Source organism: Neisseria sp. RH3002v2g (genome assembly GCF_014596425.2).
In the GTDB taxonomy this organism is placed as follows: domain Bacteria; phylum Pseudomonadota; class Gammaproteobacteria; order Burkholderiales; family Neisseriaceae; genus Neisseria.
Map to the genome: position 1 here is coordinate 1 of NZ_CP110721.1, position 12,549 is coordinate 12,549.

Below are 12,549 nucleotides of genomic sequence, written 5' to 3' on the forward strand. Positions count from 1 at the left end.
ATGACGTTAGCTGAATTTTGGCCGCTGTGCCTTTGCCGCCTTCACGAAATGTTGCCTGCCGGGCAGTTTGCGCAATGGATTGCGCCTTTGACCGTGGGTGAAGAAAACGGCGCATGGGTGGTGTATGGTAAAAACCAATTTGCCTGCAATATGCTCAAAAGCCAGTTTGCCACCAAAATTGACGCCGTGCGTGCCGAATTGGTGCCTCAGCAGGCTGCTTTCGCGTTTAAGCCGGGCGTAGGTGTGCATTATGAAATGGCGGCTCAGGCTGTTGCGCCGGTGCAAGTGCAAGAAGTCATTGAAGTTGAAGAGTGTGTAGAGCCTGTTCAAATGCCTTTGCAAACTGCTGTTGTAATGGAAGAAGATAGGCCGTCTGAAACGGTTTCCAAGCCTGTCGCTGCCATGACGGCTGCCGAGATTTTGGCGCAACGCATAAAAAACCTGCCGCATGATGAGCCTCAAGTGCAAACTGCTGCTCCGGCTGAATCTAAAGCAGTTGCCAAAGCCAAAACCGACGCGCAACACGATGCGGAAGAAGCGCGCTACGAACAGACCAATTTGTCGCGCGACTATACATTTGAAACTTTGGTGGAAGGTAAGGGCAACCGCCTTGCCGCCGCAGCCGCCCAAGCGATTGCTGAAAATCCGGGGCAGGGCTACAACCCGTTTTTTTTATACGGCAGTACCGGTTTGGGTAAAACCCACTTGGTGCAGGCCATCGGCAACGAATTGCTGAAAAACCGTCCTGATGCCAAAGTGCGCTATATGCACTCGGACGACTATATCCGCAGCTTTATGAAGGCGGTGCGCAACAACACTTATGATGTGTTCAAGCAACAATACAAACAATATGACCTGCTGATTATCGACGATATTCAGTTCATCAAAGGCAAAGACCGTACGATGGAAGAATTCTTCTATCTGTACAACCATTTCCACAACGAGAAAAAACAGCTGATTCTGACGTGCGACGTATTGCCTGCCAAAATCGAGGGTATGGACGACCGTCTCAAATCCCGTTTCTCATGGGGGTTGACTTTGGAACTCGAACCGCCCGAATTGGAAATGCGCGTGGCGATTTTGCAGAAAAAGGCAGAAGCAGCCGGTATCAGTATCGAAGACGAAGCTGCTCTGTTTATTGCCAATCTGATCCGCTCCAATGTTCGTGAGCTGGAAGGTGCGTTTAACCGTGTCAGCGCCAGCAGCCGTTTTATGAATCGCCCTGTTATCGACATGGATTTGGCGCGCACGGCTTTGCAGGATATTATTGCCGAGAAACACAAAGTCATTACTGCCGACATCATCATAGATGCGACAGCCAAATACTACCGTATTAAAATCAGCGATATATTGGGCAAAAAACGCACGCGCAACATCGCCCGCCCGCGCCAAGTTGCCATGAGCCTGACCAAAGAGCTGACCACGCTCAGTCTGCCTTCTATTGGCGATGCCTTTGGCGGTCGCGACCACACGACTGTGATGCACGGTGTTAAAGCGGTGGCGAAACTGCGTGAAGAAGATCCCGAATTGGCGCAAGACTACGAAAAACTGCTGATTTTGATTCAGAACTGACCCAATGCAATATTCAGACGGCCTGATGTCAATGTGAGGCCGTCTGAATACAAAAAATATTTTAAAATACCCAAATCAACCGATTTCAAATTCAAAGGAATGGAACATGCTGATTTTACAAGCCGATCGCGACAGTCTGCTCAAGCCGTTGCAAGCCGTTACCGGTATTGTCGAACGTCGCCATACTCTGCCGATTTTGTCCAATGTGTTGCTGGAAAGCAAAGACGGACAAACCAAACTTTTGGCAACCGACTTGGAAATCCAAATCAATACCGCCGGCCCTGAAAGTCAGGCAGGCGATTTCCGTATTACGACCAACGCTAAAAAATTCCAAGACATTTTGCGCGCCCTGCCTGACAGTGCGCTGGTGTCACTGGATTGGGCGGACAACCGTTTGACTCTGCGCGCGGGCAAATCCCGTTTTGCCCTGCAAACCCTGCCGGCTGAAGACTTTCCGTTGATGAACGTCGGCAGCGACGTCAGCGCGACTTTCTCGCTGACTCAAGAAACCTTCAAAACCATGCTTTCGCAAGTGCAATACAGCATGGCGGTTCAAGATATCCGCTATTATCTCAACGGCTTGCTGATGCAGGTTGAAGGAAACCAACTGCGCCTTGTTGCAACCGACGGTCACCGCCTTGCTTATGCGGCCAGCCAAATTGAAGCAGAACTGCCAAAAACGGAAGTAATCCTGCCGCGCAAAACGGTATTGGAACTCTTCAAGCTGTTGAACAATCCGTCCGAGTCCATCACCGTTGAGCTTTTGGATAATCAAGTACGCTTCCAATGCAATGGCACGACCATTGTCAGCAAAGTCATCGACGGCAAGTTCCCTGACTTTAACCGAGTGATTCCTTTAGATAATGACAAGATTTTCCTTGTATCCCGTACCCAGCTTTTGGGTGCGCTCGAACGTGCGGCCATTCTTGCCAATGAAAAATTCCGCGGCGCGCGACTGTTCCTGCAGCCTGGTTTGCTGAGTGTCGTATGTAGCAACAATGAGCAGGAAGAAGCGCGCGAAGAGTTGGAAATCGCTTACCAGGGCGGAGAACTCGAAGTCGGTTTCAATATTGGCTACTTGATGGATGTGTTGCGTAACATCCACTCCGACGATATGCAGCTTGCTTTCGGCGATGCCAACCGTTCAACGCTGTTTACCGTGCCGAACAATCCGAATTTCAAATACATCGTAATGCCGATGCGTATTTAATTGGTGTGTGAACAAACAAAAAGAGCGTGTATGGTACACGCTCTTTTTTATAGGATTGAATCAAAAGGCCGTCTGAAAATTGTTTTTCAGACGGCCTTTTGATTAAACCGGGATGATTCGGTTAAATAGGAAAACTGGGATTAACGTGGACGTGGTTCGCAGTTTTTCACCAGGAATGAGCCGTTAGGGGCGTTCACGCCAACTACTTCAGAAGTAGTGTGGGTGTTTTTGTCGATGAAACCGGCAGACATTGCATAACCTTGACGGTTGGTGAAAGTAGTGCCAGTGCTGTCAGAACGTTTTTTGTCGACAACCAAAGAGGCTTTTTTGCCACCGGCGTTTACGTCGGCAGTAACTGCACGGCCGCTACGGTCAAAGCCGTACATCACGTTCAGTGATTTGCCACCGTCACAACGGTAAGAAACGAAGCCGGCAGGTGCAGCGGCAGCAGAGAAGGAAACAGTAGCCAATGCGGCTGCAGTGATAACAGAAAGTAATTTCATGATCTAAGCTCCATATGAGGGTTGTGTGTTATCTTGCAAAGTGAGAAAGGGTTTCCGTTTGCAGATGAAGCGTATTTTAGGCGTTTTGTCGGTAGTGGCAATTAGGTAAATTGCAAAACAGTGTTTACTTATGCTTACCCGATTGTTTATTAATAGAAAGTTGTTTGTAATTTGGTGTTGCAAAGTGGTTATGCGGATTGTTGCGGAATATATACATTAATGATTCTTTAAGAAATATAGCGAAAGAATACAAAAAAGGCCGTCTGAATATTCAGACGGCCTTTGATATGAAGCGGTTTACAAGAAGAAAATTGCAGCCACAGTCACGGCGATGATGCCGTAGATGGTCATTGGGATGACAGTTTTCTTGATGATGGCACCTTCGGCGTTGTTCACGTTCAACACGCTGCACACGGCGATGATGTTGTTGATGCAGACCATGTTGCCCATTGCGCCGCCGACGGATTGTAGGGCGAGGATGAGGGTAACGGACAGGCCGGTATCAAGCGCGATTTGTTGTTGAATCGGACCGAATGTTAGGTTGGATACAGTGTTGGAGCCGGAGAAGAATGCACCGATTGCGCCCAAGTATGGGGAGAAGTACACCCAATGTTCGCCGGCCATATTGGCAAATTCTTTACCGATGATTTTCACCATGGAGTCATCGCCGCCAACCATCATCAGTTGAACCATAATCAGCGCACCCATCAGGGCAAGCAGAGGTTTTTTGGTTTGGTTGAAGGTTGCAGCGTAGAAAGACCACGCATCTTTGAATTTGGTTTTGTACAGCAGGATGCAAATCCAAACGGTGAAGACAAACGGAATCCAAGCCGGAACGTAGAGGGTTTGATAGGAAGCGTTTACGCCTTGACCGAAGATGTTGCCGAAGGTGATGGTCAGGGAGTCGCTGACGGTGATTTTGGATAAATCAAACGGCAGTTGGAAGCTGAACCATTCTTCTTTGCTGGTCAGCAGGCCTTTGATGCCCAACTGTTTGATACGGGTGACCACCAGCATACCGATCAGCATACCCAAAGGAGCCAGTGCTTTGGCAACTTGTGCGAAAGGTACTTTTTCTGCATTCGGGTCTTTGGCGTAATCTTTGCTCAAGCCCCAGCCGCGGTTTGCTGCGAATACGGACACCATCAGGCCGATTGCGCCGGCAACCAAAGATGGGAATTCTTCATTGACCATTGCCAATGCAACGTAAGGAAGGGTACAGGAGAATACGGCGATACCGATGAAGCCTAAGTTTTTACGGATTTCAGCCCAAGGTACGATGAAGCTCAAGCCGATAACAGGGATGATGAAACCAGCAAAGAAGTGCATTACGCCGGTTTGCATACCGATTTCCATAATGCTCTTTTGATCCAAGCCCAAAGGCGCGAAGCCGAACCAAGTCGGGGTACCTACTGCACCGAAGGATACGGGTACGGAGTTCATGACCAAAGTGAAGATAGCTACTTTTAACGGGTTAAAGCCCAAGCTCATCAGGATTGGCGCGGCAATGGCGGCAGGTGTACCGAAACCGGATGCGCCTTCAATCATAAAGGCGAAAGACCAGCCGATGATCATCAACTGGGCAATCGGATTCGGGCTGATGGTAGCCAGCCATTTGCGGATGACGTCGATACAGCCGGTGGTTTCCATCATGCGGTTAAACATAATGGCACCGAAAATCACGGTAATCGGGGTCAGGGTAGAGACGAGGCCGGACGCGGCTGTTGCATTGAGCAACATGGCGTTGTCGCCGAAATAAAACAGTTTGATGGCATAAATCAGCGCGGCGGTAATCGGCAGTGCGACGTAGGACGGCATACTGTTTTTCTTAACCATCAGCCAGATCAGCAGCACGATGGGAAAAATACTGAGAAAGAGAGCCATGGGATTATCCTCGGGGCAACAAGCATCATAACCGTCAATCAATGGCGGTTTGATGCGATGTGTTGAGTAATAGATGTTTTTCGAATAAGGATTGCCACCTTTTTAGATGCAACCAGTTATCAGGTAAATTGGTTTTACCAATTTATGAAAACTGTTGCACACTTTACGTAATCTTATGTAATCGGTCAAGAGTTTTGTAACAAAAAAGGCCGTCTGAAATTGGGTTTTCAGACGGCCTGAGAGCATTGCCAGTAGTGCATTTGGTCGAATATCGAATGGTATTTACATTCAATATTTTGTAAAGATTTTGTTTTTAATTGATTTCAAACGAATTATTCTATTCCTGCCCATTTATGCGTTTGTACGCTCAGTTGCCAATGGACGGGGGCATTGGGTCGGCTGTTTAACACACCGATTTGGCGGATGCTGTCGTAGATATTCATCACACCGTCTTGCTCGCAAGGCGAGAGGTAGTAATGTTGGGCGCGGATTTTGCGTTCCATCTCTTGGCAAAACGCAACGACATCGCCGTCGGCAACAATACGCACTTCGTCGGCTTTCTTGATGCAACTGGATTCATATTTGGCGGCATAGCAGGCCTTAGGGCTGGTGGCAACGTAGTCGATTTGCGGTGGAGCGGGGTTGAGGCCGTTGGTTTCGATACACAGAAAATAGCCTTCGGCTTTGAGTGCATTGAGCAGGGTATCCAAATGCGGTTGGATGGTGGGTTCGCCGCCGGTAATGATGATGTTGCGCGCCGTGTAGGTTTTCAGACGGCCTAAAATATCGGACAGGCTCATCATGCCGAATTTGAGGTAGTCAGTATCGCACCAGCTGCACGCGAGATTGCATTTGCCCAAACGGATGAAAACGGCGGGCATGCCTGTATTCCAGCCTTCGCCTTGAAGGCTTTCAAAGATTTCGACAATGCGGTATTGGGGATTGTTTGGTGTGATTTGAATGGTCATGAATGTCGGGTGTGCGGGTTCTAATTGTTGTGGTGAAGCGTTTTGAGAAATAGGTTGAGGCAGCCATTCTTTCTGTCGGTTCAATAGGAAAGAATGGCTGGTGTGTGCTTAAGAGGCAATGACGGCTGCGGCGGCCAAAAATGCCGGCAACCCTTGTTTGAACAAAATGCCTTTGTTGCCGGATGAAAACGCGCCCCATGCGGCGGCGATGAGGACGAAGCCGAGGAACAGGATGGTCGCGCCGTAAACCGCGTTGTCGGGTGCGGCAAAGCGCGCCCATACCAAGCCGATGGCGAGGAAGCCGTTGTACAGGCCTTGGTTGGAAAACAGGGTTTGTACGCGTTTTTGTTCCATAAACTCGTAAGGCATGTTGAACAGCTCTGACGCTTTTTCGCTTGGGATTTGCGTCATTTCGAGCCAGGCGATGTAGAAGTGTTCGACAGCGACGAAGAGGACAAGGAGGGTGGAGATGATTTTCATGAAGATTCCTTTTGATGTTTAGCGGATGGGTGTGTTTGGGGAACAGGCCGTCTGAAAAATACAAAATGCCGGTTTATTCCCCTTCATATTCCGCACACGAAGTCGGCGTTTCCCATAGTTTCACGCTGCACACTTTGACACCGGCGTTTTTCAGACGGCCATACATTTCTACGCTCATGTTTTCGGCGGTGGTGCGGCAGGGCAGGCGCAGGGTTTTCATGTTCCAGCCTTCCAAAAGCGCGGCGATTTGGCTTTCGCGTTCGTTGTTGTCGTGATAGATGAAGGCATGGTCGAACGGGTCGGTAATGTGTTGTTTGACGATGGCTTTCAGGTCGGTAAAGTCCATCACCATGCCGTCTTTTGCGCCGCCTTGGATAACGGGCGCGGAGACGGTGATTTCGAGTTTGTAGGTGTGGCCGTGCAGGTTTTGGCATTTGCCGTCATGCCCGTCGAGCATGTGCGAGGAATCGAAGGTAAAGATTTTGGTGATTTTCATGAGATGAAGGAAGCCGATCAGGCCGTCTGAACGGTGTAAAACCTGTTTCAGACGGCCTTGGGATTATTGTTCGGAAGGGAGTTTGAGGAAATGCTCGCGATAATGGCGCATTTCTTCGATGCTTTCGAGGATGTCGTCCAATGCCTTGTGTGAACCGCGTTTGACCACGCTTTTGGCGACGGCCGGATTCCAGCGTTTGGCCAATTCTTTCAGCGTGGACACGTCTAAGTTGCGGTAGTGGAAATAGGCTTCCAAGCGCGGCATGTATTTGACCATGAAGCGGCGGTCTTGATGGATGGAGTTGCCGCACATGGGCGTGGATTTCTCGGGTATCCATGCGGACATGAAGTTCAACAGGTTTTGCTCGACTTCGGCTTCGGTCAGTTTGGATTCACGCACGCGTTGGGTCAGGCCGGTGCGGCCGTGGGTGGCGGTGTTCCACTCGTCCATGCCGTCGAGCAACTCGTCGCTTTGATGGATGACGTAAACGTCCGATTGCGCCAGTACGTTCAAATCGGAGTCGGTAATGATCATGGCGACTTCGATAATGCGGTCGTGTTCCGGGTTGAGGCCGGTCATTTCCATATCGAGCCAGCAGAGATTGTTTGCGTTTTGGGTCATTTCAGACGGCCTTGTGTTTTCAGTTGGCAGTATTATAAAGGATAAAGGTTCGGGCCGTCTGAAAGCATTTGTAACAAGTTGTGCAATCTCTTGATATAATCGTCCGTTACACAAAAATTCACCGCCAAAAATCATGAACCCAAGCCCTTTGCTCGATATTATCGATACGCCTCAGGATTTGCGCCGTCTGGAGAAAAAACAGCTGCCGCAAGTCGCCGCCGAATTGCGCGAATTTCTGTTGGATTCCGTCGGTAAGACGGGCGGCCATTTCGCCAGTAACTTGGGCGCGGTCGAGCTGACGGTTGCACTGCATTATGTGTACGACACGCCAGAAGACCATTTGGTCTGGGATGTCGGCCATCAAAGCTATCCGCACAAAATCCTCACCGGCCGCAAAAATCAAATGCACACCATGCGCCAATACGGCGGTTTGGCGGGGTTCCCAAAACGCAGCGAGTCGGAATATGACGCGTTCGGCGTGGGGCATTCTTCCACATCCATAGGCGCGGCTTTGGGCATGGCCGTTGCGGACAAACAGTTGGGCAACAACCGCCGCAGCGTCGCCATCATCGGCGACGGAGCCATGACGGCGGGTCAGGCGTTTGAAGCCCTGAACTGTGCAGGCGATATGGATGTCGATTTGCTGGTCATCCTCAACGACAACGAAATGTCGATTTCCCCCAATGTCGGCGCATTGCCGAAATACCTCGCCAGCAACGTCGTGCGCGATATGCACGGCCTGTTGAGCACCATCAAAGCCCAATCGAGCAAAGTATTGGACAAATTGCCCGGCGCGATGGAGCTTGCCCAAAAAGTTGAAAATAAAATCAAAACCTTGGCAGGCGAAGCGGAACACGCCAAACAGTCGCTGTCTTTGTTTGAAAACTTCGGTTTCCGTTACACCGGCCCTGTGGACGGCCACAACGTTGAAAATCTGGTGGACGTATTAAAAGACTTGCGCGGCCGCAAAGGCCCTCAGTTGTTGCACGTCATCACCAAAAAAGGCAACGGCTACAAATTCGCCGAAAACGACCCCGTCAAATACCACGCTGTCGCCAAGCTGCCGAGCGAAGTGCCTGCCCCGGAAGTGAAACCTGCCGCGGCCAAACCGACTTATACGCAAGTGTTCGGCCAATGGCTGTGCGACCAAGCGGCGGCGGACGAGCGTTTGGTTGCCATCACGCCTGCCATGCGCGAGGGTAGCGGCTTGGTTGAGTTTGAACAGCAATTCCCCGACCGCTATTTCGACGTCGGCATCGCCGAGCAACACGCCGTTACCTTTGCCGGCGGTTTGGCATGCGAAGGCATCAAGCCTGTTGTAGCGATTTACTCCACTTTCCTGCAACGCGCTTACGACCAGTTGGTGCACGACGTTGCCTTGCAAAACCTGCCTGTTTTGTTCGCTATCGACCGCGCCGGTATTGTCGGTGCAGACGGCCCGACCCATGCCGGTTTGTACGACTTGAGTTTTTTGCGTTGCGTGCCGAACATGATTATTGCCGCACCAAGTGACGAAAACGAATGTCGCCTGCTACTCTCAACCTGCTATCAGGCAGACTCTCCGTCCGCCGTCCGTTATCCGCGCGGTACAGGCACGGGTGCAACCGTTTCAGACGGCCTGGAAACCGTTGAAATCGGCAAAGGCATTATCCGTCGCGAAGGCGAGAAAATTGCCGTTATCGCCTTTGGCAGCATGGTTGCCCCATCATTGGTTGCTGCCGACAAGCTGAACGCGACCGTTGCCGATATGCGCTTTGTCAAACCGATAGATGAAGAGCTGATCGTCCGTCTTGCCCGAAGCCATGATTACATCGTTACTGCCGAAGAAAACGCTGAACAAGGCGGCGCAGGCAGCGCGGTGTTGGAAGTGTTGGCGAAACACGGCATCTGCAAACCGGTATTGCTGCTGGGTGTAGAAGACAAAGTTACCGAACACGGCGACCCGAAAAAACTGTTAGACGACTTGGGTTTGAGTGCCGAAGCGATTGAAAAACGCATTGCCGGTTGGATCAAGGCCGTCTGAAAAATGATTAAAACCTATCAATACATTGCATAATTTATGGGAAAAAAATTAATCAGCATCAGTATGGTGCGCAACGAAAACGACGTTATCGAATCGTTTGTCCGTCATAATCTCGAGCTGATGGATGAAATGCACATCATCGATCATGGCAGCAGCGATGGCACAAGGGAAATCCTGATTCAATTGAAAGAAGAAGGTTTACCGGTATTTATCTATCAATATCAAGCGCTCAAGTTCAATCAAGACCAATTGGTAAACCAGTTGATGAAGCAGCTTGTAGCAAAAGATGAAGTGATAGATTTCGTATTTCCGCTGGATGCGGACGAATTTATTTTATGTCCTAGCCGTACCATGCTGGAACAACTCTTGGATGTCATCGGAGAAAACAGGATCGGCATGTACCTTTGGCGCGGCTATTTGCCGACATCGTTGCAATACAACCCCGATTTCACCACACAATTTACCGAGCAACGCCTCGAAACGCTCTTTACCCCCAAAGTCATTATTCCCAGATGGGCTGCCGAATCTTGCAGCGTGATTATCGGCTGCCATTACATGTTGGATAAAGATGGCAACAAGGTTAAATCAACCCTGTTTCATTCGCCGAATTATCGAGGTTTACATTCCTGGTTTATCGAGCAGTTTTCCGCACAATTTGCAGAGACCGATTTGTTGTGGCTGGGGCATTTCCCAATCCGCTCCTTGAACCAGCACATCAAAAAAATCCTCGAAAAGTCCATCTTGATTGCCATTAAAGACGGAAGCAATGATATTGCCTGGGAAAACCAGTTGCGCGAATTGTTGGATAACGGCATGAAGATGGACTTGAATAATTTACGGCTGTTGGCATACAGATACCGCTCCGGTTCTACAAGTTTGGAAGACTCGCATTGTAGAGTCAGCCGTTACGAACCCTTGCGTAAAAAACCGCTGATGCTGAAATACACCTCGCCGGAAGCAGGCGATCCTTTGATGACTGTCGGACATTTGGTACTTGCATTGGCAAGCGGAGCACAAGATTCCTCTTTAGGCCTTAAGGCCGTCTGAAAAACACAGCCCGCACACACAATAATAGGAAAGTTATGATCAGCATCTTTGATATTTTCAAAATCGGCATCGGCCCGTCCAGCTCGCACACCGTCGGCCCGATGAAGGCTGCGGCCGCTTTTGCTGATTTGCTGAATGCCGAAAACTTAGATACACAAGTGGCGCGCATTGTCATTGAAGTGTACGGTTCGCTTGCTTTGACCGGCATCGGACACGGCACATTCGACGCATTATTGCTTGGTTTGGAAGGCAGCCTGCCGCACGATATCCCGCTTGCAGACATCCCTCAACGCTTGGAACGTATCCGCACGCAGCACGTTTTAAAACTCAACGGCCGTGAAATGGTCTTCAATCCCGAAAAAGATTTGGATATCCGCGGCGACAAAGTGTTGCCCAAACATCCGAACGGTTTGAACTTTATCGCCTACAATTCAGACGGCCAGAAGCTGAAAGAACAGATTTATTATTCGGTCGGTGGCGGTTTTATCGTAACAGACGAAGGGTTTGCACAAGAGGCGCAGGAAAATGCCGATGTGCCGTATCCATACAAAAACTGCGACGAGTTGCTGGCACAATGCCGTCTGAACCAGTTGAATATTTCCGAAGTCGTGTTGGCCAATGAAGCGGCGTTGGCAGGTTGCGATGAAGCGAAAGTCCGCCGCCGTGTGGCTGCCGTGGCCGATGTGATGGAAAACTGCATCAAGCGCGGCTTGGGTGCGGAAGGGCAGTTGCCGGGTGGCCTGAACGTCCGTCGCCGCGCGCCGCAGTTGGCAGCCAAACTCAAAGTCCTGCGCGAGAGCGAAATCGTCAATACCCAACTTTGGCCGATGGTGTACGCCATGGCGGTCAATGAAGAAAATGCCGCCGGCGGCCGCGTCGTCACCGCACCCACCAACGGCGCGGCTGGCATTATCCCTGCCGTCTTGCACTATTTCCGTAAATTTAATCCACACGCCAACCAATCGCGTGTCGAAGATTTCCTGCTGACTGCCGGTGCCATCGGTATTTTGTACAAAACCAATGCGTCGATTTCCGGTGCGGACGTTGGTTGTCAAGGCGAAGTCGGCGTAGCGTGTTCTATGGCGGCGGGTGCATACGCTGAAGTTATCGGCGGAACACCGAAACAAGTGGAAAACGCCGCCGAAATGGCCATGGAACACCACTTGGGCCTGACCTGCGACCCTGTCGGTGGCTTGGTGCAAATCCCCTGTATCGAGCGCAACGGCATCGCCGCCGAAAAAGCCCTCAAGCTCGCCACCCTCGCGCTTTTGGAAGACGGCACAGACAAAAAAGTTTCACTTGATGAAGTGATTCAAACCATGCTGCAAACCGGCCGCGATATGAAGGCAACCTACAAAGAAACCTCACTCGCCGGCCTGGCTATCACCTTGCAGAAAAAAGCCATACCGGTATCCGTGCGCGTGGTGGAATGTTAGCAATAGGGTAGGGGATCTGCCCGATAAAAAAGGCCGTCTGAAAAATTTTCAGACGGCCTTTTTTTTGTATGGATCGAATCACTAACCGTTTTTTTGATAAGGGTTTTCCAGCCCGGCCATTAAGTCGCGGAAGTATTCGCGCAACTGTTTTTCGGAGCAACCCATCAGCAGGGCGTCTTCAAAAGCGTCCTGAGCCATTTGGTAGAGTTCGTTCAAGTTTTCGGTCATGACTTTGACTTTTTCGGTGCAGGAAACGATTTGACCGTCGTCGTCATACCATTTGGGCATTTGCGGCATTGCCATAGCTCA

Annotated in this window: 12 protein-coding genes; 5 read left to right on the top strand and 7 right to left on the bottom strand. The window is 50.3% G+C overall.

Annotated features, from left to right (window positions below; all coding sequences use genetic code 11):
- Together dnaA and dnaN are read left to right on the top strand one after the other, a co-directional pair.
- Window positions 1-1,572 (top strand): chromosomal replication initiator protein DnaA, encoded by a 1,572-nt coding sequence (gene dnaA / locus BBP27_RS00005; protein WP_070584752.1) that lies wholly within the window; start codon window positions 1-3, stop codon window positions 1,570-1,572.
- A 106-nt stretch (window positions 1,573-1,678) separates the two neighbouring features.
- Window positions 1,679-2,782 carry a DNA polymerase III subunit beta gene (dnaN, locus tag BBP27_RS00010; RefSeq protein ID WP_004520410.1) on the top strand — a complete coding sequence of 368 codons (1,104 nt, stop codon included), beginning with the start codon at window positions 1,679-1,681 and terminating at the stop codon, window positions 2,780-2,782.
- A gap of 140 nt (window positions 2,783-2,922) precedes the next feature.
- On the opposite strand, the gene BBP27_RS00015 is transcribed toward dnaN, so the two are convergent.
- The 6 genes from BBP27_RS00015 to orn all read right to left on the bottom strand — a co-directional run bounded on the left by BBP27_RS00015 (window position 2,923) and on the right by orn (window position 7,734).
- Entirely contained in the window at window positions 2,923-3,285 is a 363-nt protein-coding gene (locus tag BBP27_RS00015) for an ACP-like domain-containing protein (RefSeq protein ID WP_188211907.1), read from the bottom strand.
- 297 nt (window positions 3,286-3,582) lie between these two features.
- A complete protein-coding gene (locus BBP27_RS00020; RefSeq protein ID WP_188211906.1) occupies window positions 3,583-5,169 on the bottom strand; it encodes an L-lactate permease in 1,587 nt (528 codons plus the stop codon).
- Between the two features lie 332 nt (window positions 5,170-5,501).
- The gene (locus tag BBP27_RS00025; RefSeq protein WP_188211905.1) at window positions 5,502-6,137 is read right to left on the bottom strand and encodes a 7-carboxy-7-deazaguanine synthase QueE; all 636 of its coding nucleotides are present in this window, start codon (window positions 6,135-6,137) and stop codon (window positions 5,502-5,504) included.
- 108 nt (window positions 6,138-6,245) lie between these two features.
- Window positions 6,246-6,617, bottom strand: coding sequence for a DUF1304 domain-containing protein (locus BBP27_RS00030; RefSeq protein WP_101755813.1), 372 nt, complete (start codon window positions 6,615-6,617; stop codon window positions 6,246-6,248).
- Between the two features lie 73 nt (window positions 6,618-6,690).
- A complete protein-coding gene (gene queD / locus BBP27_RS00035; protein WP_188211904.1) occupies window positions 6,691-7,113 on the bottom strand; it encodes a 6-carboxytetrahydropterin synthase QueD in 423 nt (140 codons plus the stop codon).
- 63 nt (window positions 7,114-7,176) lie between these two features.
- On the bottom strand, window positions 7,177-7,734 hold the full coding sequence (gene orn / locus BBP27_RS00040) for an oligoribonuclease (RefSeq protein ID WP_188211903.1): 558 nt from the start codon (window positions 7,732-7,734) through the stop codon (window positions 7,177-7,179).
- A gap of 133 nt (window positions 7,735-7,867) precedes the next feature.
- On the opposite strand from orn, the gene dxs reads away from it, so the two are divergent.
- Genes dxs through BBP27_RS00055 form a run of 3 tightly spaced genes read left to right on the top strand, consistent with a single transcriptional unit; the run spans window position 7,868 to window position 12,240 of the window.
- Window positions 7,868-9,757, top strand: coding sequence for a 1-deoxy-D-xylulose-5-phosphate synthase (gene dxs, locus BBP27_RS00045; RefSeq protein ID WP_188211902.1), 1,890 nt, complete (start codon window positions 7,868-7,870; stop codon window positions 9,755-9,757).
- A gap of 36 nt (window positions 9,758-9,793) precedes the next feature.
- Window positions 9,794-10,804, top strand: coding sequence for a glycosyltransferase family 2 protein (locus BBP27_RS00050; protein ID WP_049336384.1), 1,011 nt, complete (start codon window positions 9,794-9,796; stop codon window positions 10,802-10,804).
- Window positions 10,805-10,839: 35 nt separating this feature from the next.
- On the top strand, window positions 10,840-12,240 hold the full coding sequence (locus BBP27_RS00055; protein WP_114926357.1) for an L-serine ammonia-lyase: 1,401 nt from the start codon (window positions 10,840-10,842) through the stop codon (window positions 12,238-12,240).
- Window positions 12,241-12,321: 81 nt separating this feature from the next.
- On the opposite strand, the gene BBP27_RS00060 is transcribed toward BBP27_RS00055, so the two are convergent.
- Window positions 12,322-12,543, bottom strand: a complete 222-nt coding sequence (locus BBP27_RS00060) for a hypothetical protein (protein ID WP_036492912.1) — start codon at window positions 12,541-12,543, stop codon at window positions 12,322-12,324.
- Between the last annotated feature and the right edge of the window lie 6 nt (window positions 12,544-12,549).

Excerpts from the sequence above, each read along its gene's own strand:
- dnaA (WP_070584752.1), top strand. The coding sequence starts at position 1 with ATGACGTTAGCTGAATTTTGGCCGCTGTGCCTTTGCCGCCTTCACGAA.
- dnaN (WP_004520410.1), top strand. The coding sequence starts at position 1,679 with ATGCTGATTTTACAAGCCGATCGCGACAGTCTGCTCAAGCCGTTGCAA.
- BBP27_RS00015 (WP_188211907.1), bottom strand. The coding sequence starts at position 3,285 with ATGAAATTACTTTCTGTTATCACTGCAGCCGCATTGGCTACTGTTTCC.
- BBP27_RS00020 (WP_188211906.1), bottom strand. The coding sequence starts at position 5,169 with ATGGCTCTCTTTCTCAGTATTTTTCCCATCGTGCTGCTGATCTGGCTG.
- BBP27_RS00025 (WP_188211905.1), bottom strand. The coding sequence starts at position 6,137 with ATGACCATTCAAATCACACCAAACAATCCCCAATACCGCATTGTCGAA.
- BBP27_RS00030 (WP_101755813.1), bottom strand. The coding sequence starts at position 6,617 with ATGAAAATCATCTCCACCCTCCTTGTCCTCTTCGTCGCTGTCGAACAC.
- queD (WP_188211904.1), bottom strand. The coding sequence starts at position 7,113 with ATGAAAATCACCAAAATCTTTACCTTCGATTCCTCGCACATGCTCGAC.
- orn (WP_188211903.1), bottom strand. The coding sequence starts at position 7,734 with ATGACCCAAAACGCAAACAATCTCTGCTGGCTCGATATGGAAATGACC.
- dxs (WP_188211902.1), top strand. The coding sequence starts at position 7,868 with ATGAACCCAAGCCCTTTGCTCGATATTATCGATACGCCTCAGGATTTG.
- BBP27_RS00050 (WP_049336384.1), top strand. The coding sequence starts at position 9,794 with ATGGGAAAAAAATTAATCAGCATCAGTATGGTGCGCAACGAAAACGAC.
- BBP27_RS00055 (WP_114926357.1), top strand. The coding sequence starts at position 10,840 with ATGATCAGCATCTTTGATATTTTCAAAATCGGCATCGGCCCGTCCAGC.
- BBP27_RS00060 (WP_036492912.1), bottom strand. The coding sequence starts at position 12,543 with ATGGCAATGCCGCAAATGCCCAAATGGTATGACGACGACGGTCAAATC.